We start from the raw sequence: 23,477 nt of genomic DNA, 5'->3' as shown, positions 1-23,477 counted from the left end.
CTGTAATGGACTCCTCTTGTACCACGGTTTGGATCATCGTATGCAAACCTGTTGATTCCCGAGGAATGTTGCCATGTATCGTAAACGCATTGCTGTTGATTTAGCAAAAGATGTATTTCAAGTGGCGGAAGCCGAACGCAATGGCGTTGTCTCTGCGCACAAACGCTTATCGCGGATGGCGTTTGTACGCTATATCCAAGCACAAACCGAGCCTTCACTGTTCATCATGGAAGCCTATGGCACGGCGCATTACTGGGCGCGTTTTGCGCAAACACTGGGGCATCACTGCGTGTTGCTGCATGCCCGTTATGTAAAACCTTATCGCCAGCGCAACAAAACCGATCGCAATGATTGCGATGCTATTTTGGAAGCAGCGCGTGCTAGCAAGATGCATCCGGTTCCCGTTAAAACCGAGCAACAACAGATGATTCAACATCTGCACCGATTGCGTGAACAATGGAAAGGCAATCGCACACAGCGCATCAATTTGTTGCGCAGTATCTTGCGTGAGTTCGGCATTGAAGCGCCTTGTTCTGTAGAGCAGTTTCTCAAGCAAGCTCCCTTGTTGATGGATAACGCTCTGCTACGACCCATTGCGCCACAACTGTACTTACTCTTGGCGGACATCACGCACTTTGGCTTGGCGATGCAAGAATGCGAAGCGCAGCTGACGCGCCTGTTACAACGGTAATCCCCCATTTTTCACCGTTCTCAAAAGTAGAACGTTTGGCCATCTGGTTTGATGTGGTCGTTGTGCTGTGCGCCCTGTGGGCAATCACCGCGTGCGGTGTTGTCCACAAGTGCACAGCCATCACGCCGCTCGCGCCAGTTTTTGCATCGGGGTGATGCCGCCGATGCCCATGTTCGGCCGTTCATGGTTGTAAGTCCAGAGCCAGCGCGTGGCAACATCTCGCACTTCATCTAACGAATCAAACAGGTATTGCCCCAGCCACTCATAGCGCACCGTGCGGTTGTAACGCTCAATATACGCATTTTGCTGCGGGTTACCCGGCTCAATAAATTCAATGCAAATACCGCGCTGTTCTGCCCAGTGCTTCAGTGTATGGCTGATGTACTCCGGCCCATTGTCGCAGCGAATTTTTTGCGGTGCACCTCGCCACTCGATGATCTGATTCAGTGTGCGTATCACGCGCAAAGACGGCAGTGAAAAATCAATTTCCATGCCCAAGGCTTCACGATTGAAATCATCAATCACATTGAACAAACGGTAGGCGCGCCCATTGCTCAAACTGTCGTGCATAAAATCCATCGACCACGATGTGTTGATCGTTGTTGGCACCGACAATGGCAGCGGTTTCTCACGAACAATGCGCTTTTTCGGCTTGATGCGGAGGTTTAATTCCAACTCGCGATAAATGCGATACACGCGCTTGTGGTTCCAAGCAAAACCTTTGACGTTGCGCAAAAACAGATAACACAAACCAAAGCCCCAGTTCTTTTGGTTGTTCGTCAAGCGGATCAACCAGTCAGCAATCTCAGCATTTTCATCAGACAGCTTGGCTTCATACCGATAACAACTTTCGCTAATAGCAAACGCCTGACACGCCACGCGAATGCTGACACGGTTTTCCGTCACCGCACGCTGGGCCATCTCTTTGCGCTGAGATGGCCTCACCACTTTTTTGTGAGCGCCTCCTGCACAATCTCTGCCTTCAGCTTCTCCTCGGCGTACATCTTCTTCAAGCGGCGGTTTTCGTCTTCCAGCTCCTTCAGACGCGCCATCAGCGACACATCCATGCCGCCAAAGCGTGCTCGCCATTTATAAAACGTCGCGCTGCTGATGTTGTGCTCGCGACACAGCGCCGGAACAGGTGTGCCGCCCTCGGCCTGCTTCAAAATCGCCATGATCTGGCTGTCGGTAAACTTCGATGTGCGCATGTAGAACCTCCTCGGGTCATGTTACGAGAATTTTCTACTTTTGAAGCCGGTGGTTTTTAGGGGGGATTACCGTCAACGCCGCTCGGAGAAGATCAGTTTCACTCCACCAAGCTCCGCTCTTGACCTTGCCCTGCTTCAAGCTAAGCAATGGAGGCCAGAAGCCGTTGGGTATTCTTGGTGCTGCGCAGCAGATAGGCCGTTTCTTCAAGCGCCTTGTAGTCCTCCAAGGACATCATGACCACGGCCTGCGCGCACAACTGGCGTCAGGCGTGAGTTAAAGCAGACCGAAGGCCAAGGCGCTCAACAAAAGGGAGGAAGTCTCTATCAGAAAACAGCAGGGGCAGTCGGTTGTCTATACAGAATGAGGCAATTACCACATCCGTTGTTTTTCTGATAGTTACGCCGCATTTTCTCAGGTGGCGGTAATTTTCAGCGCATCTTTCGACAGCGCTATGACCTAGCATTTCATATTGATCTAGCTTGCTTAACATTGTTTTTACGCGCTTGCAGTCCTTATCACTTTTAATTCCTTGCAATATCTCCAGCAGAATTAAATCGCCAATAACAACTTCCCCGTTAAATAAAGCCGAGTCTAATTTGTCAGTGAATTTATTCGCGTTACCGTTTAAATAGTCAATCCAGACACTGGTATCCACCAGAATCATTTTGCGCCCCGCATCTGGCTCAAATCACCATCCCAATTTATTTGGCCACGCAGTTTGCGTATTTCACGCTGCGCATTTCTTTGCACCAATAGCCTCAGCCCTTCCTCTACAGCATCTTTTTTGGTTTTTAACCCTGAAGCTTTGAGTGCATTGGACATCAAAACATCATCAATCACGATGTTGGTTCTCATCATTCACCCACTTGCGGTTTGGTTGAGTGTGTATATATTAGCATAATATACACAAAGCAAAATATAGCAGATCACTCAAGATCCCTGCGTGTGATTCAGTAGCTTGCAGATTTTTATGTATTATCCAACTCCGCCCAGCGCGCATAACAGGCATCCAGTTGCACTTGTTTAGCACTCAGCTCATCCAACACGGCGCGCGTTTGCTGGTGCGTTTGGCTGTAGAACGCTGGCTCCTGCGTCTGCGCAGTGAGCGCGGCAATTTCGCTTTCTAGGTGTTCAATTTTTTCCGGCAATTCTTGCAGCTCGCGCTGTAATTTGTACGACAGTTTTCCCGCTGCTGCCTTTGTTGGATTGGCGGCGGGCGCGGCCGGTTTTTGCGCGGCACTTGATGCAGAAGCCGCCGGTTTTTTAGCGGCACTGGCTACAGCATTTTGCCAGTCACTGTAACCGCCGACGAATTCATTGATGACGCCATTGCCTTCAAATACCACGGTGCTGGTGACCACATTGTCGACAAAACTGCGGTCGTGGCTCACCAACAATACCGTGCCTTCAAAATCGCACAATAACTCTTCCAGCAATTCCAGTGTTTCTAAATCGAGATCATTGGTCGGCTCGTCCAACACCAATAAATTGGCGGGCTGGCTGAACAACTTGGCGAGTATCAAACGGTTTTGTTCGCCGCCGGACAAACGCCACACCGGTGTGCGCAGGCGCGCTGCATCAAATAAAAAATTGTTGAGGTAGCTGATGATGTGCAGCGGCTTGCCGTTGATGTCGATAAAGTCGCGACCGCCGCCCACGTTTTCTACTGCCGTGGCTTGCAAATCTAAAGTCGCGCGCAGTTGATCGAAATACGCCACTTGCAATTTGGTGCCGCGCTTAATCGTGCCGCTGGTGGGCTGCAATTCACCGAGGATTAATTTCAACAGCGTACTTTTGCCGCTGCCGTTGGCACCGATCAAGCCGATGCGATCACCGCGCATCACAGCAAGCGATAAATCCTTGATGATGGATTTCTCGCCGACAGCAAAACTCACGCGCTCTAATTCAGCGATCAATTTGCCAGATTGCACCGCTTGATCGAGCTGCATACGCGCAGAACCGGTTTGCTCGCGCCGCGCTGCACGCTGCTCGCGCATGGCTTCCAGTGCGCGCACACGGCCTTCATTGCGCGTGCGCCGCGCTTTGATACCGGTGCGTATCCAGCGCTCTTCTTCCGCCAGTTTTTTATCAAACTCGCTGTTACTTTTTTCTTCCGAGGCCAAACGCTGCTCGCGGTATTCTAAAAAACCGCGATAATCGCCGCGCCACACCAACACCTGCCCGCGATCAATTTCCCAAATTTGCGTGGCGGTTTTTTGCAAAAAACTGCGGTCGTGCGTAATCAACACCACGGCGCCGGCAAACGCGGCGATCTCCTGCTCCAACCAAGTAATGGCTTCTATATCCAAATGGTTAGTCGGTTCGTCCAACAATAAAATATCCGGCTGCTGCACCAGTGCGCGCGCTAAAGCGGCGCGGCGGCGCCAACCGCCCGACAAACTTTGCAACGCCACATCTGGCGATAACTGCAAGCGCGTCAGCACGGTTTCCACTTGCTGCTGCAAACGCCAACCGTCTACGGCTTCTAAAGCGGTTTGCACGCGCTGTAATGTTTCTAGCGTTGCGTCGTCGTCTAAAGGCTGCGTCAATAAATGGTGATACTGCGCCAATAATTCGCCCGCTTCTTGCAAACCGCCGGCCACCCAGTCATACACGGTTTGCTCGCTGGCTTCCGGCAATTCCTGTTGCAATTCTGCGATGCGCACACCGGCAGTACGCCACACTTGCCCACTGTCCGGCTGCGTGCGCCCCGCGATCAAACTCAACAACGAAGATTTGCCTGCGCCGTTGCGCCCGAGCAAACCGATGCGATCACCCGCTGCAATATTTAAGTTGGCGCTATCCAACAGCACATGCGTGCCGAAAGCCAGCTCAGCCTTTTCTAATCGTAATAAAGACATGATTTACTCGCCGCGTTTTGCTTTGCCGTTGCGCTCGATATCGCGCACTACAAATTGCGGTTTTTTGTTGATGGTGAGAAACATGCGGCCGAGGTACTCACCGATCACACCCAGCATCATCAACTGCACGCCGGTGAGCGTGAGCACGCCCGCCATCATCGACGCCCAACCGCGCGGGATATCGGCAAACAAGGCTTCCACCAAAATTGCAAAAAAACCAACCAAACCAACACCAGCAAGCAACACGCCGACCAGCGTACCGATGCGCAAGGGCAGCACAGAAAAATTAAGCAACATCGATAAAAACAAACGCACCAAACGGCGAATCGTGTAATTACTCTCCCCGTTCGCGCGCGGCAAATGCCGAACCGCCAATGTGCCGACATTTTGTGTGATCTGAAATATTAAACCGTCAATGTAAGGAAACGGCCCGCAGTGCTCCACAATTTGCTTTGCCAAAAATGCACTCACGCAGCGGAAGCTGGAGAGGTACAGACCTTTGGGTTTGTCGATCACCGCATCGGCACACCAATTGGTAAAGCGGCTGCCCCAGTTGCGCCAACTGTCGTGCTGTTTTTGTTCGTAAAAGGTATACACCGCATCGTAATGGTTGTTACGCGTGTGCTGCCACAAGTTCAACACTTCTTCCGGCGGGTTTTGTAAATCATCATCCATATTGATGATGTAAGCGCCGCGCGCGTGCGCGTAACCGGCCATCACTGCGTTGTGTTCGCCAAAATTTCGCGCGAGATTTACCACGGTCAACGCCACGGCATTTTTTTTGCACAACTCACGACACACTGCTAACGAATTGTCTGGGCTACCGTCGTTGACCAACACCACTTCCAAACCGCCTTCTACATCCAACTGCGCTAGGGCATCCACCAATACGCCGATAGAGCTCGCACCGTTGTACACCGGCACCACGATCGACAGTGCAAATTCAAAACACTCACTCACACTGGAAGTTATTTCTGTTTTGCTCACCGTTTTCTCCCGTGTATCCAAGCCGAACCACCGAATGGCAAGCGCAGATGCCAGCGGCGTTCACGATCGAGAATGCCGAAAAACAAACGGTTTTGCCATGCGGGCAGCGGCGCAACATCACTTTCTGTTTTGTTTTTTCCTACCGTCATGCGATGTAAAACCATCAAGGGAAACAACAAACTGTTCCAATAACCTGTTTCTACGATTTCAAAACCATTTTCATGCAATAACTGATGCAGTCGTGCTGTGGTGTAACGGCGATCCGCGTGTACATGAACATCGTGCGCCGAAGTCATCCATTGATAAGCCGCCACATTCAACAATAAATGCCCGCCAGATTGCAGGCAGCGACGACACTCGCGCAGCATCGCCGCCTCATCAACATTGCGATGACAGATAACATCTTGCGAAAAAATCGCTGCGAATTCGCCATCGGCATAAGGCAAGGCATTAACGCTGCCGCGCACAATCGGCAAGCCCGTTTTTTTCTCCGCCATCGCAGCGGCTTCGCTGTGCCACTCCAAACCGGCATAAGCATAATGCGGCGCAACATGTTGCCAATGCACCAACATACCGCCTGTGCCACAACCCGCATCCAACACTTTGGCTTGCGCGGGCAGGTTTAACTGCAACAATCGTTCAACAATCACCGCATGTAAACCGCGATACCACCAGAACTCTTGCTCCAACGCATCCATCAGCTGGTATTCCACTAGCTCCACGCTTTTGCTTCCTCTTGTTTCAAGTGCCGCTGAGTTTTTTCTTTAACCAATCAATTTCTTGCGCTAAACCATTGGCTGTTTGCGAAATAATAAATTCTTCCACTTTTTTTCCCACCAAGGGAATCGCGGCTTTGCACTGGTAATCGATGCTGTACTCACAACCGCCATCAGCAGCGGGTTTTAATTTGAAACGCGCGGACAAATTCACCGGCTGACCCTGCACCTCCACACTGTAGGTGCCCATGTAGGTACTGCCCACTACTTCCCACTGCTCATTCATCGTCAGTGTGTTTTCTGCATTGAACATCGCCGCCAATACTTTGGGCAGATCGCGCTTCACGGTGCGTTTCAGCTGCACAGTTGTTTTGCGGCCATTTTCTGTCACCGCGCAGCTGATGTTTTTTTCACCCAGATCGGTACAGCGCTGTATCAACCAATCGCTATTGGTCATTGCGGCGAAAACGGCATCGGCATCTTGTGAAAATGGGTGGGTGATCGACATAGCAGGCTCCTTGTTTTACTGCATTTCATTGCGACAGAAGGTTAGCACAGGTTTTTACCGCGTTTCATTGCACAGCGGCTACCGCTGCCGATACCATGCACGCACCGGAGGTTGCCATGCCACACACTTATATCAAACGCATACTCAATGCCCGCGTCTACGATGTGGCACAAGAAACACCGCTGGATGTGATGCAGGCAATCTCGACGCGCATCGGCAATCGCGTGTTGCTGAAACGCGAAGATTTGCAGCCAGTGTTTTCGTTCAAGTTGCGCGGCGCCTACAACAAAATGTGCCAGCTGTCTGCCGAGGCATTGGAGCGCGGCGTGATAGCGGCTTCTGCGGGCAATCACGCGCAGGGTTTGGCTTTAGCCGCATCGCGCATGGGTGTGAAAGCGTTTATTGTGATGCCGCGCACCACACCTGCCATTAAAGTGGACGCGGTAAAAGCGCGCGGTGCGAAGGTGATTTTGCACGGTGACACTTATGACGAAGCCTCTGCGCATGCACAACAACTGATGCAAGAAAAAGGACTGACTTTTGTGCACCCGTACGACGATCCCGATGTCATCGCCGGTCAAGGCACGGTGGGCATGGAAATCCTGCGCCAACATCCCGACAACTTGCACGCCGTTTTTGTGCCCGTGGGCGGCGGCGGTTTGTGCGCGGGTGTGGCCGCTTACATCAAGTATGTGCGCCCCGATGTCAAAGTATTTGCGGTAGAAGCGGAAGAATCCGCCTGCCTCGCTGCGGCAATACAGCAGAAAAAACGCGTGAAACTGCCACAAGTGGGCTTGTTTGCCGACGGCACCGCTGTGGCACAAATCGGCGAAGAAACATTTCGTATTTTGAAAAAAACGATTGACGGCGTGATCACCGTCAGCACCGATGAAACTTGTGCAGCGATCAAGGATATTTTTGAAGACACACGCGCCATCGCCGAACCGTCCGGCGCCTTGGCACTCGCGGGTTTAAAAAAATACGCGGCTGAACAGCAGTTAGAAAATGAAAATCTCGTGGCGATTAACAGCGGCGCGAATATCAATTTTGATCGCCTGCGCTATATTTCTGAGCGCACCGAAATCGGTGAAAAACGCGAAGTGGTGTTGGCCGTCTCTATCCCCGAGAAACCAGGCAGCTTCAAAGCGTTTTGCAAATTGTTGGGCAAGCGCAACATCACCGAATTTAACTACCGCTACGCCGATCAACAACAGGCACATATTTTTGTGGGCATACAAGTGGCGGCCGGCAGCAATGATCGCCACGAATTGCTGCGCGAACTTGGCAGCAACGGCTACAAGGCTTTGGACATGACCGACGATGAAATGGCGAAACTGCACATCCGCCACATGGTCGGCGGTCACGCGCCTACGATTTCCGACGAGCGCCTGTTCCGCTTTGAATTTCCTGAGCGACCGGGCGCGCTGATGCATTTTCTCAACGGCCTGGGGCAACGCTGGAACATCTCGCTGTTCCACTACCGCAACCACGGCGCAGCCGACGGGCGCGTGCTGGCGGGCTTGCAAGTGCCAGCGGCGGAATACGCGCAACTGGAGAAATACCTCAACGCGCTCAACTACCCTTGGCAGGAAGAAACCGACAACGCGGCGTATCGGTTGTTTCTCGGCTAGCGCGACACAGTTTGTCGCGTGGTGAATAAAAAGGGCATTGATTAACCAAGTTGCCAAATATAACCAAGTAGGTTAGCTTATGGAAAAGCGCCGACCGCACTGCAAGTTGTCTGTCATTAAGACCATGGCTGGAGCTGGGCAGATTCGCTCCACTCAATCTGCCCGTGAAGGCGCTACTGCTTTAGGGCTAGATTTTGATGCAATGGTAGCGGTGGTAATGGCATTACAACCATCAGATTTCTGTAAGAGCATGACAACCCACGCCAGCCATCAAATTTGGCAAGATGTGTACAAGCCCAAGACCGCTGCTGGTGAAATCTATCTGAAACTGACAGTGATGGACGATGTACTCATCGTTTCTTTCAAGGAGCTATGAACATGAAATGCCCTTCTTGCGCCGTAGTGAATTTAATACATGACACGCGTGACATACCGTACGTTTACAAGGGTGAATCAACCGTTATCTCATCGGTGACTGGCAGTTTTTGCCCTGCTTGCGGCGAATCGATTCTGGATGCTGCAGAATCAAAAAGAACCATGGAATTGATGCTGGCATTTAACAAACGGGTGAATGCATCGATCGTTGATCCATCGTTTATTGCCAGTGTCCGTAAGAAACTGGCGCTAGATCAGCGGGAAGCTGCCGAGATTTTTGGTGGCGGCATCAATGCCTTCTCGCGTTACGAAACCGGCAAAACCAAACCGCCATTGGCCTTGGTGAAATTGCTGAAAGTGTTAGACCGCCATCCCGAACTGCTGGAAGAAATTAAGGCCGCATAAGGTTTCGGGAAGCCATCAGAGCAGCGAGAGGGAGGCATGTAGAAGGAGAGGACCCGAGATGCCGCTGCCGGCGTAGCCTTGAACCCAAGGTTCAAGGTGGGTGTATCAGCATTGCCTTTAGGCTTTCCGCGAGGCGGACATGCACACCGGCAGTGAACGAGATACATCCGGGGGAGTTTGCATTATCGGCTCAAGGACGAAACCGACTGGCGCGCATCTCAGGACATGCTCAGTATACCCCTCTACCAGCGCGAGCAAGCATGGTAATTTATCCAGCGTTTTCCCGTGCTCCGCGTTTGTGCGCTGACTTTCATCGGGTTGCAAGAGGTTGTAAATTGAAACGCACTCGCAGCCTTTAGAGACACGCCATGAGCACCGCTATCAAACTTGACGACGCCCTCGTTGAATCTGCCCGTATCTACGGCGAAGCCTCGCACCGCTCTACGCCCAAGCAGATTGAACACTGGGCAACACTGGGACGCATCGCTGAGCAGAACCCTGATCTCTCTTACGATTTCATCATCGGACTCTTGCGCGCCAGAGCCCAAGCCAAAACGGGCGAAGTGAGTGAGTACTCTTTTGGATGAAAGTATTACAGACCAATGAATTTGCTAAAGCGATTAAAAAATTACCTCCGCAACAAAAAATTGCCGTTGATGCGGCTGTGAAATCCATTATGGCCAAGCCCGCTATCGGAGAAATGAAAGTGGGGGATCTTGCCGGTGTGCGCGTATACAAGTTTCGCATCCAGCAACAAGAAGTTTTGCTTGCCTATGAATACAACGAATCTGACATCGTTTTATATTTACTTAAACTCGGCAGCCATGAAAATTTTTATCGCTATCTGAAGCGTTAATTTGGAGTAGGTTTTGACAATTTATTCAGCGGCGATGATTAACACCATGACGCACTGGCGCAGTTTGGCGCTTGCAACATTGCTCGTCATCAGCGGCTGCCAAACGACACCGCCCGCAACACCCAGTGCACTGGCCGTCATCGCTCAGCGCGCGCAGAGCGGCGATGCCACTGCGCAATTACAGCTCGCTGCTTTTTACAGTCGCGGCGAGGGCGTGGAAAAAAATTATCCGGAATCCGCGCGCTGGCTCACACTGGCGGCACAACAAAATAACGCCGCCGCGCAAGGCATACTCGCCACCCTGTATTACGAAGGCATCGGTGTGCCACAGGATTACACGCAAGCCGCGCGCTGGGCGCGTACCTCCGCCATGCAGGGCGACAGCACAGGGCAATCCGTCTTAGGCATGATGTATTTCGAAGGACGCGGCTACACGCAAAATTATGCAGAAGCCTACGCGTGGTTTGCACTCGCCGCCGTCAATGGCGATTCGCTAGAAGTGCAAAACCGCGATCGCGCAGCAGAAAAATTGTCTACCAAAGCCTTACAGCAAGCGCAGTACCGTGCAACGGCATTGGCGCAGCAAATAAGCGCTGGCACCTAACACTCCACATAACTTAACCAACTACGCTGCACGCAAAGGCCTAATACGAACCACCTCTTTTTTAATGGCTTGTGCCGCAACCCAAAGATCAACAGCTCGCTGCGCATTCAACCAAAACTCAGGTGAATTATTAAAAAGGCGACCGAGTCGAATCGCCATTTCAGGACTAAGCGCACGCCGTTCCCTCAACAATTCATTGATGGATTGCCTAGAAACACCTAACGCATCAGCCAAGCTTGCCACTGTAAGACCATAGTCAGGGATAAAATCCTCGCGCAACATTTCACCTGGATGCGTGGGTTTGCGCTTAAGCGTGCCTGCATTTTCAATGGTCATAATCGTTACCTTTTGTCAGTGGTAATCACAAAACTCAACATCATATGCATCGCCATCACTGAATCTAAAACAAATGCGCCATTGGTCATTGACGGCAATAGCGTGCTGCCCTTTGCGATCACCCGACAGCAAGTGAAGCTTGTTTCCCGGTGGTACTTTCAAGTCATCCAAGCTAATTGCAAAGTTCACATACTCCAACTTACGAATGGCTCTAGAAAGCACATCTGCTGCCACCTTCTTTGATTTGCCCGTTTCGAAAAGCTCTTTTGTATGCTTATCTGCAAATGTCTTTATCATGCCTCAATGTAACGCGTAACGTGACGCAGTTCAACTGCTCATCATGCAACACGGCATTGGCGCAGCAAATCACTGCGCACCGCTCTCGCTAGCGCACCACCCCGCAGGCAACACGCGCACCACCACCGCCCAAGGGCGCAGGGTGATCGGCGTGGTTGTCGCCGCCGGTGTGAATCATCAGCGCACGGCCTTTAAGATCCGACAGCTTCAGGCGCGGTGCCAACACTGGCTGGGTGGCAAAACCCTTGGCATCCACATACAACGGCGGCAAATCGCCCAAATGGCCGTTGCCCCAGGGCATGCCGTGCACCTCGGTATTCTCAGGGTCGTAATGGCCGCCGGCTGCACCCGCTGGCACCGCTTTGCCGTCTTTGGTGGACGGCGCACAGCTGGCGTTCTCGTGCAGATGGAAGCCGTGCAGCCCCGCTGTGAGACCGTGCAGATTCGGCGTGAACACCAAGCCGTAGCGCGTCTCTGAAATAACCACCTGCCCCACAGCAGCGCCCACGCCCTTTTCATCCACTTGCTGCAGCGGCACCGTGACATCTGCCAGCGCTGAAGTCGCCGCTAGCGCCAATACGAAAGGTAGCAATTTTTTCATGGCAATCTCCTGTGTTGTGCAGCATTCGAGCGCACAGTCTGGCACAAGTTCCCAACGCACGCCGCTCAGCCTTGCATGAAAGCGGGTGGGCGGTAACACTAGCGCGATATTTTGTTTGTCTTGATTCTATGAAACGCATCCTGATTGTCGAAGACGAAGAAATCATTCGTCAGGCATTGAAAAAAGTTTTGCAGCGACAGCAATTCGATGTGGCGGAAGCCGACAGCGTAGCCGCGGCACTCGCGCTGCAACCGCAGCAATTTGATTTAGTCATCAGCGATTTGCGTTTGCCCGGCGCACTCGGCACCGATTTATTGCAGCGCTGCGGCGATACGCCCGTCATCATCATGACCAGCTACGCCAGTATGCGTTCTGCCATTGATGCCATGAAACTCGGTGCAGTGGATTACATTGCCAAACCGTTCGATAACGATGAAATGCTCGCCACCGTGCAACGCGTGCTCGGCGCAGGTGCGGCGCTGTCGCGCAAACGCGCACAAAAAAAATCGAGCAACGCGGATTCTGCCGATGCACTGAGCAACATCATCGGCAACAGCCCCGCCATGCAGGCGCTGTACAGCAAAATTCATAAAGTCGCGCCGACCGATGCCACTGTGCTGATCTGCGGCGAAACCGGTACCGGCAAAGAGTTGATCGCTAACGCCATACACAACAGCAGCCCGCGCGCGCAGCAGCCGATGATTTCGGTGAACTGCGCCGCCATTCCAGAAACGCTGATTGAGGCTGAACTGTTTGGTCACGAAAAGGGTGCGTTCACGGGCGCCACGCAAGCGCGCGAAGGTTTGATTACCGCTGCGGATGGCGGCACTTTATTTCTGGATGAAATCGGCGAGTTGCCGCTGGAGGCACAAGCGCGTTTACTGCGCGTGCTGCAAGAAAGCGAAGTGCGCGCGATTGGTTCTGTCTCCTCGCGCAAAGTGAATATTCGTTTGATTGCCGCCACCCACCGCGATTTGCGCAAAATGTGCGACGAAAAAATGTTTCGCGAAGATTTGTATTTTCGTATCAATGTAGTGCAACTCAATTTGCCGGCGCTGCGCGAACGCGGCGACGATATTCTGCTGATCGCCACCCAACTGCTAACGCGATACTGCGAAAAAATTGGGCGCACTGCGCTGCCTTTATCTGCTGCTGCGCAACAAGCCATTGCGGAATACCCGTGGCCCGGCAATGTGCGCGAGCTGGACAATATCATTCAGCGCGCAGTTATTCTTTGCGACGCCAATGCACGCGAACTCGACAACGCGCACTTAGATCTTCCTGCAACAAACGCCAAGACAGCCGTCACTTCACTGGAAGATTATTTCGTGCGTTTTGTGTTGGACAACCAAGACGCGTTGTCGGAAACAGAAATAGCACAGCGGCTCGGCATCAGCCGCAAAAATCTGTGGGAGCGCCGTCAAAAAATGGGCATCCCGCGCCCGCGCGGCGGCAAACAACCGGCATGAATCACGCACCACTCACCACACTGGCCGCGTTGAAAGTCAGCGGTCGCGCTGTCGCCGTACCTTTTTCTATTGCACTGCCAGACCACAGCATCTTGCTGTGTGACACGATACTGCGCTTTCTGCCAGAAAAACGCATCGTGCTGCGCGGCATACACCATCAACAAACGGTTTTGGTGAAATTATTTTTTGATGCCGACAACTGGCAAAAAGAAATCAACGGCTTTGAAAAGCTGCAACACGCCGGCATCAATACACCCACCCTGCTCATGCAGTGCGCGCTGGAACAAGGCGGCGTGTGTCTGTTTGCTTTTATTGATAACGCGCAGCCTTTAGATGTGCTTTGGCAGCAGGCCGATGAAACAGAAAAGCGCGGCTATCTCGATAAATTGCTACCCTGTTTACAAACCTTGTGGCAACATCAATTATTGCAACGCGACTTACACTTGGGCAATTTCCTGCTGCAAACGCAAGAAGATGGCAGCGCAACACTGTGGCTATTAGACCCCGCCAGTTGTCAGCATTTTTCGCATCCTCATGAACAGCAAAAAAATCTCGCACTATTGTTGGCGCAACTGCCCTTAGCCGATTGGGATTTTGCTCTACAGCATTTGCAAGGTGATGCGGCGATCAACGCCCTCGCTAAACAGCAGTGGCGACAGCGTTTACAGCACTATCTAAAAAAAATCTTGCGCGATTGCACCGAAGTGGCCGACCTCAGCCCGCACAGCGGCTTGCGCATCCTCGCTCAGCGCCGGTTTTTAACGCCTGCGTTGCGCGAGCAACTGAAAAACCCTGCTGCACTGATGCAGAACGCGGTAATCTTGAAGAATGGCAACTCGGCTAAAGTTTTTCGCATAGAAGTGGATGGAAAAAGCATTTGTCGTCAAACAGTACCTCAACAAAGATTGGCTGCGCAAACTGCGTCGCGCTTTTCGTCCTTCACGCGCTGCACGCAGTTGGCACTACGCACACGCACTGGCATTTGCCGGTGTGCGCGTGCCGCATCCGGTGGCTTTGATCGAACAAAAAACGGGGCCGCTCGTCACCAGCGCATGGTTTATCAGCGAACACTGTGCCGATGCCGATTTGCTCACCCGCTGGCAGGCACACGCACCCACATTGGAAGAATTGCACAGCCTGCGCGCCATGTTTACAGCTCTGCAAGCACTGCACATCCACCACGGTGACATGAAGGCCAGCAATTTACTCAGCGATGGCAAAACGCTTGCGGTGATCGACTACGACGGCGTACAACACCATCGCAGTGCGGCTGCACTGCAACGCGCGCTGCACAAAGATACGCAACGCTTTTTGCACAATTGGCCCGACAATTCTGCCTTGCAACAGCAGTTGACCGAGTACCTCGCACTATGAACGCGAAGCGCACAGCACTGCATATTGTTCACGGCTACAACGAGCCGTTTTTGTCGCTGTCCAACCAATACAGCCGCGCTTTGCAATCGGATGGCTGGCGTGTGATCACCGTGTATTTATCCGGCGCACCTGACACGGCCATTCGTCAAAAAACCATTGCCGATGAAGTGATTTTTTTTGATGCCTCCGATAAAAAAATGAAGGGCTTGAAGCTCGGCTTGATGACGCGCGTGAGCAAACTGATCCAACAACATCGAGTGACATTGCTGATCGCGCAGCGCTACAAACCGCTGTACCTCGCTCTGCTCGGCAGCGTGGGCAGTAACATTCCTGTGATCGGTGTGGCACACGCGTTTGGCGTACTAAAAAACCGTGCGCGCCGCTGCCTGCTGCGTTTGTTTCAGAATCGTTTGCTGATGGTCGGTGTATCGGAGGCTGTCACGCAAGACATGCAACGGTGCGACACAGTCTTACGCAAACAAGCACTGCACAATTGCATTGATAGCGATGTTTTAGAAACAAAACTGTTACCTCGCATGACTGCCAGAGAAAAATTGGCATTGCGAGATGAGGAATTTGTGTTTGCCAATGTCGGCCGCCTGCACGACGACAAAGATCAAAGCACGCTGATCCGCGCCTTCGCACACATTGCGGCAGAAGCTCCGCAAGCCAAATTACTGCTGATCGGCAAAGGCAAACGCGAAGCGCGCTACCGCGCACTAATTGAAGAATTGCAGTTGCAAGATCGCATTATTCTCACGGGTGCGCTGCCCGATGCCGCCACTTTATTTTCCGCCTTCGATTGTTATGTTTCCTCCTCTGATCGCGAACCGTTTGGCATCGTGCTAACGGAAGCGATGCTGGCGCGCGTGCCTGTTATCAGCACCGATTGCGGCGGCGCACCGGAAGTGCTCGGTGAACACGCGCTGTATTTTGCTAGCGGTGACGACAAAACATTAGCTGCGCAGATGTTGAGCATGCTGCGCAAAACACCAGAACAACAGCGACAACTGGGCGAGCAGCTCTATCAACGATTGCAACAACAATTCAGTTTTCCACCTTTTCGCGAGCGACTTCTGGCTGCCGTTGCTCGCGTGGTAGCCCAGCGATGAAAGTTTTGTTTTTGGTACAAAAAGAACAGCGCGTGATTCTCGATCGCCTGTACGACAGCATTGCGCGCCACGCTGGCGACTGCGATACACGCTGGTTGAGTTCAGACGAGCAAGCCAATCTGAAACGCTATTTCCGCGAGCAGGTCGATATCTCACGCTACGACCGCATCGTGTTTTTTCTGCGCTTCAAAAAAGAAATGCGCCAGTGGCGTTTTATTCGCACGCTGCCCAATCTGGTAATTCTGGAACACGATGCCTACCAGAATTACATTCCCAACAAATATCGCGGCAAATACGCGCGCCACTACCACCGCATGCCGTGGGTGCGCGTGCTGTGTTCCGGTGCGCATGTCACGCAGCGTTTACGCCATGAAGGCATAGACGCTATTTTTATTCCCAAGGGTTATGACCAAGCCCTGATTCAAGCGCAACAGCGTGAGCGCAACATCGAATTGGGTTTTGTCGGCAGCTTGAAAAGCGGCGTGTACGCACAGCGTAAACAGTTTCTGGAACAATTGGCCGCGCTGGAAAATATGGAAGTTGTGCGCACAAACTCCGGTCAAGAGTATGTCGACAAACTCAACAGCATTCGCTTTTTTGCCAGCGCCGACATCGGCATGGGCGAATACATGATTAAAAACTTTGAAGCGATGGCTGCTGGCTGCGTGCTACTGGCTTGGCAACAGGGCAACGGCGAAGAAGAAGCGCTGGGCTTGCGCGATATGGAAAATATTGTGCTGTACACCTCGCTGGAAGAATGCTGCCAAAAAATTGCACAACTGCGCGCGAACCCTGCGCTGGCACAACGCATTGCTGACGCCGGTCAAAAACTGGTTGAACGGCAGTACAGCTTTGAAGCGCTGGGACAAAAAATTGTGTGGGCAATGGCCGAGCCACTGCGCCAACCGCAAGATTATCCACGCACACTGTTACAACGGCTGTTTGGCTAAAGAAATATCGCGGCAAGGTGCCGCTCCTACATTTTTATTTTGCTTTTGGTTTGTTTTTTTCGGCTTTCTTTTCGTAATAGTTTTTCCACGCTTTCTCGCGCCACGCATCTTGGCAGGCGCGATCAAACGGATTGCGGTAGGGAAAGCGCGCGTAAAACAATTCCAGCAATAACTGGCGCGCAGGCTGCGGCACCACCAGCGTCAACAATTTCATCAGGCTGCGTATCAATACCGGCGGCTTGGGCATAGCTGGTGTCACGCGCAGAAAATCGCGCCGCGCTGCCTCTGTATCCCACTGCGCGCCATGCTTGGCAATAAAGGCGGAGGCTTTGGCGCGAAACAATTGCTTGCGGCTCCAGTAGTGCTTAATCACACCATCGTCTGCCTGCAACGCGGTCTGGGTTGCAGCCGCCATGCCCAACACCAACTGCTCGGTGGTTAAACTTTTATTGGATGCAGGGTACACCGCGTCATTCAAACGCAAAGCCAAATCCAAAACTGCGGCATTGCTGCACGCGATGCCAAACAAACCAGAATTGATCACGGGAATATTTTTCGGCTCAATTTTGTATTGTTGTAATAACGCAGCAACCGCAAGATCTTGCGCCACTGCGGGCGACAACTGGCTGTGATACAACTCATCCACTACGCAGGCTTTGTCATCTACCGCGACAAATAACAGCGCAGGATCGCGCAAAAAAAAGGTATCCGTATCAATAAATACCGTTTTACTCGCCAGCGGTACAGCTTGCTGCAACACACACAATTTACTGCGATGGTGGTAGCGCAACTCACCTGCCCACTGCTGCAAAGTCTCTGGCGCAAGCGGATAAACCGTCACCGGCAAATGCTGATAATGCGCAGGCGCATCGGTGTACACCACGATAGAAAAACTCTCGCTATCTGCAGCGCGATACAGCGCCGACAAAATACTGAACTGCGCTTCGCGGTGATACGCCACATCCGGTCCGTACACCAAATACAGTAATCGCGGCTTTATATTTGCCACTTCTGTCACGGGCGTTTGCTCGGCTTCAACAGATGCAACAATCCGCGCCACACTTTTTTATTGAATGCACGCAGCGGAATCTCGTGCAATATTTCACGCGCCAAGGTTTTATCGCCCTGCTTCGCCGCTGTTAAAAAACAACTGCGCTGCAACTTCAACAGCACCTCGGTATACAGCGGGTGCGCTTGATAATCGGCAATGGTCTTTTTCATGGATTCGTACATATAGCGCACATTTTTGTACGAATTGCTGGCGTGCTTGCGGTAGTGCATCAACACTTCACCCAAACCCACCATGCGATAGCCGCGCGAAGTGAGTTTGAACCACAAATACATATCTTCCAGTGGAATCGCTGGATTCCAACCGCCCTCTTTATCCAGCACCTCTTTGCGTATCATGCAGGTGGAGGCCACAATGCCGTGACCAGTGTTGGCAAATAGATTTTCAAACGAGATTTCACGCTGCGGCGGATTTTTTTGTCGATGCGTTTGCACCACGCCCTCGCCGTCGATATTTAGCGCATTGCCGCCACACACGGCCACATCGGGATGCGCTTCCATAAACGCCACTTGTATGGCGGTTTTTTCCGGCAGCATGATGTCATCGGAACCAAACTGGCAAATGTATTTTCCTGTTGCCAGCGCCAAGGCTTGATTCAAAGTATCCGACAGACCTGAGTTTTTCTTGGTGATAAAAGTAAACGGGCGCGCCGTGTTTTTGGCTTCCTCGTGCAATTGTTGTAACACTGCTGCTGTACCATCCGGCGAGCCATCATCCAACACGATCAATTCAATATTTGGATAGGTTTGCGCCAACACACTGCGCACACAGGCTTCTACATAGCGCTCGTGTTTATAGGCAGAAATTAAAACGGATACGCGCGGAAGATCATTCATCGGTTCACCTCAACGCAAACCCAGCGCGCCAAACCACTGATGCCAGCGCGCGCCTTTCGCCAAAATAAAACAGCGTTTCAGGCGTAGCTTGCGGCAGTAGCGGTGTTTGCGGCCTAACACGCGCAATAAATTGAACAGTTTGATGTTAAAGAAAGTTTGATCGTAGCGCGCCATTTCGTCAGGAATAGCGACAATATCACTGAGCAAAAACTCATCGCACACGCCAAAGGCTTTTAGTTCCGCACTGGCCTGCGCGCTGCGCTCTAAAACAAAACGGATGCGCTGCTGCTGACGAAAACGATGCTCGCGGCGCTCGGCGTTGCGATCAAGCGCCGTTTGTTTTTGCACAGCTTTCCCCGCCAAGCCAGCATTGGTGTGGTTGCCGCCGTGTATGCGATGCAGCACCAGCGGCTCGTCACAATACTGCAAGCCGCCGTAACAGGAAGCAGCCAGCGCCAGTTGGTGATCGAAAATAAAATCATCGCTGAACGGCAGCGCCATCGACAACAGAGAACGGTGAAACAACAGCGCATGCGCTGAAACCGCATTCTTAAAAAACAGCGGCACCGTGCGCGCGCTGTCGGCGTTGGGTTTGATATTCAGTGTTTGAAACAGTGTTTTTCCAAGCGATTGGCCTTGCGCGTCAATTAACGCGCTATCGGAATACACGCCCACGGCACCGCTCAACAACGACAACTGCTTTTCAATTTTATGCGGCAGCCAAATGTCGTCTTGATCGGAAATGGCGATGTACTCGCCGGACGCTTTAGCCAAAGCGGTATTGAGATTGGCGTGCAGCCCCACATTTTTCTCATGGCGCAACAACCGTATACGCGCATCTTTGATGGCATAGTTTTGTGCGATAGCCCATGTGTCATCCATGGAAGCGTCATCGCTAATAAGAATTTCTAACTCCTGGTGCGTCTGCGCCAAAATAGAATCCAACTGCGCCGCCAAATATTTTGCGCCGTTGTAGGTGGTAACAACAATGGAAACTTGTGTGGGCATGATTTATCTATTTTTACGCAACAGACGGTAAAACAGTTTCAGCAGCATGACAGGCGATTCACCACGATACAACTGTTTACACTCGGCACTGCGAACGCCCAACGCTGTCGCTATGGTAGCCAAGCAGCGCAAACGGCGTTTCTCGTTATCGCGCTGCAATTGGCGCGTCAAAACCCGATCAGCAATACGGTTTAAACAGCGCGGAATCTGTATGCGACGCAAACCGTACTGCACTTGCAACATGCGCAAAGTATTCTGGCTCATACTGATACCGTGTACGCGAATATAGGCAGCCAACTGTTGGTCATCACTGTAACTAAAATAAAATTTTTGTGTGGCTACACGCAACCAATAATCCCAATCCTCCAGCGATTTAAGTGACGTATCAAAGCCGCCCACTGCATCGACAACGCGTCGCCGCAACATGGCCGAGCACACAGGCATCATGTTGTTGGCGATCAGTGTCGGCATGATTTCCGCCGTGCTACCGGATACTTTTGGCATCCAGTCCTGCTCATCCAGCGCAATACTGGCAAACGTTTTTTCTGGTTGGCCTGATAAAAAATAACGGCTGCTGCCATAAGAAATATCTGTTAACGGCTCACGCTTAAAATGCACCCAGTGTGTGGCTATTTTGTGTGCGTGCATCACATCATCCGCATCGAGAAATACGAGAAAATCTCCCTGCGCATTTTTGATGCCGGTATTGCGTGCCGCTGACAAACCTTGATTGGGCTGATATATATAACGCACGCGCGCATCCTGCTGCACTAACGCTTGTGCTACGACAGCCGTGTTATCGGTCGAACCATCATCCACGATGATGACTTCAATATTTTTGTGCGATTGGTGCAGTGCCGACTCCACCGCTTCGGCAAGAAATACAGCGTAGTTGTAGGTCGGAACAACAATAGAAACCAAGGGCTGCTCACCGCTCATGCCGCGCACCGTGTTTAGGTAAAAGTGCGTGACGCATCTGTTTGCGGGCAATACGCCACGCCAACCCGATATGGTATTTTCCCTGCTCTCGCCAATACCGCCACGCCTTGTGATAATCATGCTCACGCAACGCAGCTTTTATCAGCTTGATATGTTGCGCTGAAATCAGTTGTGTGAGGTATTCGCGCTGTGCTGCAAATATCGGCTCTTCTATAAGAATGCGCCACACCGCCATTTCCGATAATAAAGTTTTCTCAAGATTGTCGCGAAACCCAGCCCAAATACCGCCTGCATGCACGCGATAAGCAGCCATTTTTTCGTTGCTATAGCGAATATCGCCGCGCCGTGCCGTGAGAATATGTGTCGGCCAATCCGCCATATCTGTTTTCAAATACAGTGACGGATACTCCTGCATACGCGGATTGCGGAACATTACCGAAAGCGTTGGCACAGGATTTTTACGCAGCACATCACGCAAAGAAAAGTCGCGAAAAGCGCCATCAACATCATGGTGCCCCATAAATCCTTTTTGCGCTTTATTCTCTGCATCGACATAAATAGCCGCGTGGCAGCAGGCCGATAACTGCGGATGTTGCTGCAATATATCTAGCTGTTTTTGCAGTTTTTGCGAATCCGTCCAGTAATCATCGCCATCGAGCAAGGCAATGTATTCGCCTTTTGTCTGCGCAAGATTATTGAGAAAATTTTTGCGCCCTGTCTGGCGACCGTTGATGAACAACTTGTCATTCGGATCGTGATAAAAGGCGCGTATCGTATCAGGGTGGCGTGTTGCGTAATCACGCACGATGGCCGCTGTGTTATCGCTAGAACCGTCCTCACCGACCAATACCTCCAGCACAAAATCACCTTGCTGCATCAACACACTGTCGAGCGCCTGCGCGAGAAATTTTTCGTGATTGTAAGTGGTGATGCAAACGCTGATTAGTGGCTGTGTAGGCATCGGTGCCTCACGGTTGCAGACTGTACTGTTGCAACAGGGATTGGGTGGTGTCTCTGCCGTTAAACATCAGCACATCGATAATCGACAAATACGGCACAAACACTGTCGCACCTTGTGCATATTCCATGCTATCCATCGCAATAAAGCGCAAGTCGATGCCCTGCGCGGAAAAATCTTCTGTGCGGTACAGCTCTCTGCCACCTATTGAATTGATGTAAGTCTTAGCGCCTGTCGCTCGACAAATAGCAAACACCCTATCGACACCGCTACACTCATCATCATTTTTAGCTATGGCTGATGACAACACTAATGGGGTTTTAATGCCCAAGTATTCACACATAATCGTTAAACTACTACAAATAAAATGTGCCAGACTCTTCTCTTCGTCATCTAAAATGGTTTTCACTAGCGGCAATGTCTCCGCGAAAAAAGGTGCTTTTCTATAACCGGCCTGCAGCTGCCCCAGTATTTTTATTTTGCTTTTTTCGTACTCTCTTGTAGAAACCGTTCTTTGGTTGATGTGGCTATAGGTGGAATCGGGCATAACCGGCAGGCTTATCCACGCCGGCTTACCGTCCATCAAAATACGGTTTCTGTTGATCCACCCACCTTTCATGTATTGCACATCGTCGTAGACAACAAACTTGTCTGCGGCGTGAATCAATTGAAAGTAGCCGAGATACGGGAAAAAATACGGCTGCATGATGGCGAGTTTCATACCTTCAAATTGCCCCACAGCGTCCGTTAAGCATTTTGGCGATTAAGACAGATTAAGTACGCCGTTGGAAAATCCGGCGAGGTCATTAAATGCGCATATCTACTATTAATAAAGTAATTGATCTGCTTCCATTTTTCATGCTGGCGGGATTCCTGTGAAAAATGATCCATAAAAACCAACGCCATAGATGTTGTCAAAGCGCCATTGGGCTCCACTTCACATTGCAAGCCTTTTTGCTGTGCGTAAGCCTCAACGTCACTCACTTTCGGAAGGCTGCATTCAAGGTGCTCATGAGCCCATCGCGCATTGGTAACATCAATAAACAACTGCAGCCTTTCCTCAACAAAGCTTCCTCCACATGAAAGGGATTTAGTAACAGCAAACCTTTACTCGCTTTTGAGATGAGCTGATCCAAAAACAGTTCACGACTTTCAATTGGAATATGCTCCAGCACATGGCATGACACAACGTAATCAAACGATTGGTCTGCAAATGGCAGGTGTGTGCCAGAGATTCCATTGGTGTCTGGCTCAACAAGACAATAGTCCATCTCTGGCAAAAACGCCGCAAGACTGCCATCGCCGCCGCCAACATCAAGAATACGTAGCTTTTTTCCGTCAGCTTTTTCTTTCAATTTGCTGGCAATAGAGTGTAGCCGGAACCACTGATTGTGATTCATTTCCAGCAAATCTGGCACTTTTGAAATAATCTCCTGATAAAGCTGTTGCCCATCTTTGTCTGGCAACCCAAGCACAGATGCCGTTTTCAGTTCAGCATAAGCAAGAAATGGCAAATTAGCTTTGGAAGCCGCTTGCGCATACTGAAAATGCAAGATGGCATCCAATGGCTGCATAATTAGCGCTTCTCGCAGCTGTGTTAAGGCTTCTTGTATCTGTAGATCACTGTATTTTTCTTTTTTCTTTTTTCTTTTCTTAAAAAACTTTGTTATTACTTTCATCACTTT

30 protein-coding genes and 1 other RNA gene are annotated in these 23,477 nt (G+C 51.3%); 12 read left to right on the top strand and 19 right to left on the bottom strand.

Annotation, left to right across the window (positions count from 1 at the left end):
• The first annotated feature begins 73 nt into the window (after positions 1 to 73).
• Positions 74 to 691, top strand: a complete 618-nt coding sequence (locus IPK30_05365) for an IS110 family transposase (protein ID MBK8102711.1) — start codon at positions 74 to 76, stop codon at positions 689 to 691.
• Positions 692 to 811: 120 nt separating this feature from the next.
• On the opposite strand, the gene IPK30_05360 is transcribed toward IPK30_05365, so the two are convergent.
• The 7 genes from IPK30_05360 to IPK30_05330 all read right to left on the bottom strand — a co-directional run bounded on the left by IPK30_05360 (position 812) and on the right by IPK30_05330 (position 6,972).
• A protein-coding gene (locus tag IPK30_05360; protein MBK8102710.1) for an IS3 family transposase occupies positions 812 to 1,899 on the bottom strand; the annotation gives its coding sequence in 2 pieces (ribosomal slippage) (positions 812 to 1,647 and positions 1,647 to 1,899; 1,089 coding nt in all).
• A 263-nt stretch (positions 1,900 to 2,162) separates the two neighbouring features.
• Entirely contained in the window at positions 2,163 to 2,564 is a 402-nt protein-coding gene (locus IPK30_05355) for a PIN domain nuclease (protein MBK8102709.1), read from the bottom strand.
• Entirely contained in the window at positions 2,561 to 2,755 is a 195-nt protein-coding gene (locus IPK30_05350) for a type II toxin-antitoxin system VapB family antitoxin (protein MBK8102708.1), read from the bottom strand. The genes IPK30_05355 and IPK30_05350 overlap by 4 nt, the downstream gene beginning before the upstream one ends.
• Positions 2,756 to 2,868: 113 nt before the next feature.
• Entirely contained in the window at positions 2,869 to 4,761 is a 1,893-nt protein-coding gene (locus tag IPK30_05345) for an ATP-binding cassette domain-containing protein (protein ID MBK8102707.1), read from the bottom strand.
• A 3-nt stretch (positions 4,762 to 4,764) separates the two neighbouring features.
• Positions 4,765 to 5,697, bottom strand: a complete 933-nt coding sequence (locus IPK30_05340; GenBank protein ID MBK8102706.1) for a glycosyltransferase family 2 protein — start codon at positions 5,695 to 5,697, stop codon at positions 4,765 to 4,767.
• A gap of 47 nt (positions 5,698 to 5,744) precedes the next feature.
• The gene (locus IPK30_05335) at positions 5,745 to 6,446 is read right to left on the bottom strand and encodes a class I SAM-dependent methyltransferase (protein MBK8102705.1); all 702 of its coding nucleotides are present in this window, start codon (positions 6,444 to 6,446) and stop codon (positions 5,745 to 5,747) included.
• A 43-nt stretch (positions 6,447 to 6,489) separates the two neighbouring features.
• Positions 6,490 to 6,972, bottom strand: a complete 483-nt coding sequence (locus tag IPK30_05330; GenBank protein ID MBK8102704.1) for a DUF2505 domain-containing protein — start codon at positions 6,970 to 6,972, stop codon at positions 6,490 to 6,492.
• A 95-nt stretch (positions 6,973 to 7,067) separates the two neighbouring features.
• On the opposite strand from IPK30_05330, the gene ilvA reads away from it, so the two are divergent.
• The 3 genes from ilvA to IPK30_05315 all read left to right on the top strand — a co-directional run bounded on the left by ilvA (position 7,068) and on the right by IPK30_05315 (position 9,383).
• Positions 7,068 to 8,603, top strand: coding sequence for a threonine ammonia-lyase, biosynthetic (gene ilvA, locus IPK30_05325; protein MBK8102703.1), 1,536 nt, complete (start codon positions 7,068 to 7,070; stop codon positions 8,601 to 8,603).
• A 79-nt stretch (positions 8,604 to 8,682) separates the two neighbouring features.
• The gene (locus tag IPK30_05320) at positions 8,683 to 8,979 is read left to right on the top strand and encodes a type II toxin-antitoxin system MqsR family toxin (protein ID MBK8102702.1); all 297 of its coding nucleotides are present in this window, start codon (positions 8,683 to 8,685) and stop codon (positions 8,977 to 8,979) included.
• A 2-nt stretch (positions 8,980 to 8,981) separates the two neighbouring features.
• The gene (locus tag IPK30_05315; protein ID MBK8102701.1) at positions 8,982 to 9,383 is read left to right on the top strand and encodes a type II toxin-antitoxin system MqsA family antitoxin; all 402 of its coding nucleotides are present in this window, start codon (positions 8,982 to 8,984) and stop codon (positions 9,381 to 9,383) included.
• A gap of 46 nt (positions 9,384 to 9,429) precedes the next feature.
• Here the strand turns inward: IPK30_05315 and ssrS are convergent.
• Positions 9,430 to 9,611: non-coding RNA, 6S RNA (gene ssrS / locus IPK30_05310), on the bottom strand.
• Positions 9,612 to 9,751: 140 nt separating this feature from the next.
• Between ssrS and IPK30_05305 the strand changes: the two genes are divergently transcribed.
• From IPK30_05305 to IPK30_05295, 3 genes are read left to right on the top strand one after another with little or no spacing between them, the layout of a single operon-like run.
• On the top strand, positions 9,752 to 9,970 hold the full coding sequence (locus IPK30_05305) for a hypothetical protein (protein MBK8102700.1): 219 nt from the start codon (positions 9,752 to 9,754) through the stop codon (positions 9,968 to 9,970).
• Positions 9,967 to 10,239, top strand: a complete 273-nt coding sequence (locus IPK30_05300) for a type II toxin-antitoxin system RelE/ParE family toxin (protein MBK8102699.1) — start codon at positions 9,967 to 9,969, stop codon at positions 10,237 to 10,239. The genes IPK30_05305 and IPK30_05300 overlap by 4 nt, the downstream gene beginning before the upstream one ends.
• 13 nt (positions 10,240 to 10,252) lie before the next feature.
• Positions 10,253 to 10,843 carry a sel1 repeat family protein gene (locus IPK30_05295; GenBank protein MBK8102698.1) on the top strand — a complete coding sequence of 197 codons (591 nt, stop codon included), beginning with the start codon at positions 10,253 to 10,255 and terminating at the stop codon, positions 10,841 to 10,843.
• Between the two features lie 21 nt (positions 10,844 to 10,864).
• On the opposite strand, the gene IPK30_05290 is transcribed toward IPK30_05295, so the two are convergent.
• From IPK30_05290 to IPK30_05280, 3 genes are all read right to left on the bottom strand, one after another.
• Entirely contained in the window at positions 10,865 to 11,179 is a 315-nt protein-coding gene (locus IPK30_05290; GenBank protein ID MBK8102697.1) for a HigA family addiction module antidote protein, read from the bottom strand.
• A gap of 15 nt (positions 11,180 to 11,194) precedes the next feature.
• Positions 11,195 to 11,476 (bottom strand): type II toxin-antitoxin system RelE/ParE family toxin, encoded by a 282-nt coding sequence (locus IPK30_05285; GenBank protein ID MBK8102696.1) that lies wholly within the window; start codon positions 11,474 to 11,476, stop codon positions 11,195 to 11,197.
• A gap of 88 nt (positions 11,477 to 11,564) precedes the next feature.
• Positions 11,565 to 12,077, bottom strand: a complete 513-nt coding sequence (locus IPK30_05280; GenBank protein ID MBK8102695.1) for a superoxide dismutase family protein — start codon at positions 12,075 to 12,077, stop codon at positions 11,565 to 11,567.
• A 128-nt stretch (positions 12,078 to 12,205) separates the two neighbouring features.
• Here IPK30_05280 and IPK30_05275 point away from each other — a divergent pair, with 128 nt between their 5' ends.
• The 5 genes from IPK30_05275 to IPK30_05255 are packed head-to-tail and all read left to right on the top strand — an operon-like array spanning position 12,206 to position 16,982.
• A complete protein-coding gene (locus IPK30_05275) occupies positions 12,206 to 13,546 on the top strand; it encodes a sigma-54-dependent Fis family transcriptional regulator (GenBank protein ID MBK8102694.1) in 1,341 nt (446 codons plus the stop codon).
• The gene (locus IPK30_05270; protein ID MBK8102693.1) at positions 13,543 to 14,733 is read left to right on the top strand and encodes a hypothetical protein; all 1,191 of its coding nucleotides are present in this window, start codon (positions 13,543 to 13,545) and stop codon (positions 14,731 to 14,733) included. Before IPK30_05275 ends, IPK30_05270 begins: the two co-directional genes overlap by 4 nt.
• The gene (locus tag IPK30_05265; GenBank protein MBK8102692.1) at positions 14,693 to 14,920 is read left to right on the top strand and encodes a hypothetical protein; all 228 of its coding nucleotides are present in this window, start codon (positions 14,693 to 14,695) and stop codon (positions 14,918 to 14,920) included. The genes IPK30_05270 and IPK30_05265 overlap by 41 nt, the downstream gene beginning before the upstream one ends.
• Entirely contained in the window at positions 14,917 to 16,032 is a 1,116-nt protein-coding gene (locus tag IPK30_05260; GenBank protein MBK8102691.1) for a glycosyltransferase, read from the top strand. Before IPK30_05265 ends, IPK30_05260 begins: the two co-directional genes overlap by 4 nt.
• Positions 16,029 to 16,982 (top strand): glycosyltransferase family 1 protein, encoded by a 954-nt coding sequence (locus IPK30_05255; protein MBK8102690.1) that lies wholly within the window; start codon positions 16,029 to 16,031, stop codon positions 16,980 to 16,982. The genes IPK30_05260 and IPK30_05255 overlap by 4 nt, the downstream gene beginning before the upstream one ends.
• Before the next feature lie 34 nt (positions 16,983 to 17,016).
• On the opposite strand, the gene IPK30_05250 is transcribed toward IPK30_05255, so the two are convergent.
• The 8 genes from IPK30_05250 to IPK30_05215 are packed head-to-tail and all read right to left on the bottom strand — an operon-like array spanning position 17,017 to position 23,471.
• Complete coding sequence (locus IPK30_05250; protein MBK8102689.1) at positions 17,017 to 18,000, bottom strand: hypothetical protein; 984 nt, start codon at positions 17,998 to 18,000, stop codon at positions 17,017 to 17,019.
• Complete coding sequence (locus tag IPK30_05245) at positions 17,997 to 18,887, bottom strand: glycosyltransferase family 2 protein (protein MBK8102688.1); 891 nt, start codon at positions 18,885 to 18,887, stop codon at positions 17,997 to 17,999. The genes IPK30_05250 and IPK30_05245 overlap by 4 nt, the downstream gene beginning before the upstream one ends.
• A gap of 9 nt (positions 18,888 to 18,896) precedes the next feature.
• The gene (locus IPK30_05240) at positions 18,897 to 19,895 is read right to left on the bottom strand and encodes a glycosyltransferase family 2 protein (protein MBK8102687.1); all 999 of its coding nucleotides are present in this window, start codon (positions 19,893 to 19,895) and stop codon (positions 18,897 to 18,899) included.
• A 3-nt stretch (positions 19,896 to 19,898) separates the two neighbouring features.
• Complete coding sequence (locus tag IPK30_05235; protein ID MBK8102686.1) at positions 19,899 to 20,834, bottom strand: glycosyltransferase family 2 protein; 936 nt, start codon at positions 20,832 to 20,834, stop codon at positions 19,899 to 19,901.
• Positions 20,824 to 21,795 carry a glycosyltransferase gene (locus IPK30_05230; GenBank protein ID MBK8102685.1) on the bottom strand — a complete coding sequence of 324 codons (972 nt, stop codon included), beginning with the start codon at positions 21,793 to 21,795 and terminating at the stop codon, positions 20,824 to 20,826. Before IPK30_05230 ends, IPK30_05235 begins: the two co-directional genes overlap by 11 nt.
• 7 nt (positions 21,796 to 21,802) lie before the next feature.
• Positions 21,803 to 22,513, bottom strand: coding sequence for a WbqC family protein (locus tag IPK30_05225; GenBank protein ID MBK8102684.1), 711 nt, complete (start codon positions 22,511 to 22,513; stop codon positions 21,803 to 21,805).
• A 26-nt stretch (positions 22,514 to 22,539) separates the two neighbouring features.
• A complete protein-coding gene (locus IPK30_05220; GenBank protein MBK8102683.1) occupies positions 22,540 to 22,776 on the bottom strand; it encodes a hypothetical protein in 237 nt (78 codons plus the stop codon).
• On the bottom strand, positions 22,773 to 23,471 hold the full coding sequence (locus IPK30_05215) for a class I SAM-dependent methyltransferase (protein MBK8102682.1): 699 nt from the start codon (positions 23,469 to 23,471) through the stop codon (positions 22,773 to 22,775). The genes IPK30_05220 and IPK30_05215 overlap by 4 nt, the downstream gene beginning before the upstream one ends.
• Positions 23,472 to 23,477: the final 6 nt, after the last annotated feature.

The organism is Cellvibrionales bacterium, from assembly GCA_016713115.1.
GTDB lineage: Bacteria > Pseudomonadota > Gammaproteobacteria > Pseudomonadales > UBA7239 > UBA7239.
This window is presented reverse-complemented; position numbering and strand designations above follow the sequence as displayed.

What these genes read in the sequence shown, in the direction of transcription:
- IPK30_05365 (MBK8102711.1), top strand. Translation starts at nt 74, where the DNA reads ATGTATCGTAAACGCATTGCTGTTGATTTAGCAAAAGATGTATTTCAA.
- IPK30_05355 (MBK8102709.1), bottom strand. Translation starts at nt 2,564, where the DNA reads ATGATTCTGGTGGATACCAGTGTCTGGATTGACTATTTAAACGGTAAC.
- IPK30_05350 (MBK8102708.1), bottom strand. Translation starts at nt 2,755, where the DNA reads ATGAGAACCAACATCGTGATTGATGATGTTTTGATGTCCAATGCACTC.
- IPK30_05345 (MBK8102707.1), bottom strand. Translation starts at nt 4,761, where the DNA reads ATGTCTTTATTACGATTAGAAAAGGCTGAGCTGGCTTTCGGCACGCAT.
- IPK30_05335 (MBK8102705.1), bottom strand. Translation starts at nt 6,446, where the DNA reads ATGGATGCGTTGGAGCAAGAGTTCTGGTGGTATCGCGGTTTACATGCG.
- IPK30_05330 (MBK8102704.1), bottom strand. Translation starts at nt 6,972, where the DNA reads ATGTCGATCACCCACCCATTTTCACAAGATGCCGATGCCGTTTTCGCC.
- ilvA (MBK8102703.1), top strand. Translation starts at nt 7,068, where the DNA reads ATGCACGCACCGGAGGTTGCCATGCCACACACTTATATCAAACGCATA.
- IPK30_05320 (MBK8102702.1), top strand. Translation starts at nt 8,683, where the DNA reads ATGGAAAAGCGCCGACCGCACTGCAAGTTGTCTGTCATTAAGACCATG.
- IPK30_05315 (MBK8102701.1), top strand. Translation starts at nt 8,982, where the DNA reads ATGAAATGCCCTTCTTGCGCCGTAGTGAATTTAATACATGACACGCGT.
- IPK30_05305 (MBK8102700.1), top strand. Translation starts at nt 9,752, where the DNA reads ATGAGCACCGCTATCAAACTTGACGACGCCCTCGTTGAATCTGCCCGT.
- IPK30_05300 (MBK8102699.1), top strand. Translation starts at nt 9,967, where the DNA reads ATGAAAGTATTACAGACCAATGAATTTGCTAAAGCGATTAAAAAATTA.
- IPK30_05290 (MBK8102697.1), bottom strand. Translation starts at nt 11,179, where the DNA reads ATGACCATTGAAAATGCAGGCACGCTTAAGCGCAAACCCACGCATCCA.
- IPK30_05285 (MBK8102696.1), bottom strand. Translation starts at nt 11,476, where the DNA reads ATGATAAAGACATTTGCAGATAAGCATACAAAAGAGCTTTTCGAAACG.
- IPK30_05280 (MBK8102695.1), bottom strand. Translation starts at nt 12,077, where the DNA reads ATGAAAAAATTGCTACCTTTCGTATTGGCGCTAGCGGCGACTTCAGCG.
- IPK30_05275 (MBK8102694.1), top strand. Translation starts at nt 12,206, where the DNA reads ATGAAACGCATCCTGATTGTCGAAGACGAAGAAATCATTCGTCAGGCA.
- IPK30_05270 (MBK8102693.1), top strand. Translation starts at nt 13,543, where the DNA reads ATGAATCACGCACCACTCACCACACTGGCCGCGTTGAAAGTCAGCGGT.
- IPK30_05265 (MBK8102692.1), top strand. Translation starts at nt 14,693, where the DNA reads ATGTTTACAGCTCTGCAAGCACTGCACATCCACCACGGTGACATGAAG.
- IPK30_05260 (MBK8102691.1), top strand. Translation starts at nt 14,917, where the DNA reads ATGAACGCGAAGCGCACAGCACTGCATATTGTTCACGGCTACAACGAG.
- IPK30_05255 (MBK8102690.1), top strand. Translation starts at nt 16,029, where the DNA reads ATGAAAGTTTTGTTTTTGGTACAAAAAGAACAGCGCGTGATTCTCGAT.
- IPK30_05245 (MBK8102688.1), bottom strand. Translation starts at nt 18,887, where the DNA reads ATGAATGATCTTCCGCGCGTATCCGTTTTAATTTCTGCCTATAAACAC.
- IPK30_05240 (MBK8102687.1), bottom strand. Translation starts at nt 19,895, where the DNA reads ATGCCCACACAAGTTTCCATTGTTGTTACCACCTACAACGGCGCAAAA.
- IPK30_05235 (MBK8102686.1), bottom strand. Translation starts at nt 20,834, where the DNA reads ATGAGCGGTGAGCAGCCCTTGGTTTCTATTGTTGTTCCGACCTACAAC.
- IPK30_05230 (MBK8102685.1), bottom strand. Translation starts at nt 21,795, where the DNA reads ATGCCTACACAGCCACTAATCAGCGTTTGCATCACCACTTACAATCAC.
- IPK30_05225 (MBK8102684.1), bottom strand. Translation starts at nt 22,513, where the DNA reads ATGAAACTCGCCATCATGCAGCCGTATTTTTTCCCGTATCTCGGCTAC.
- IPK30_05215 (MBK8102682.1), bottom strand. Translation starts at nt 23,471, where the DNA reads ATGAAAGTAATAACAAAGTTTTTTAAGAAAAGAAAAAAGAAAAAAGAA.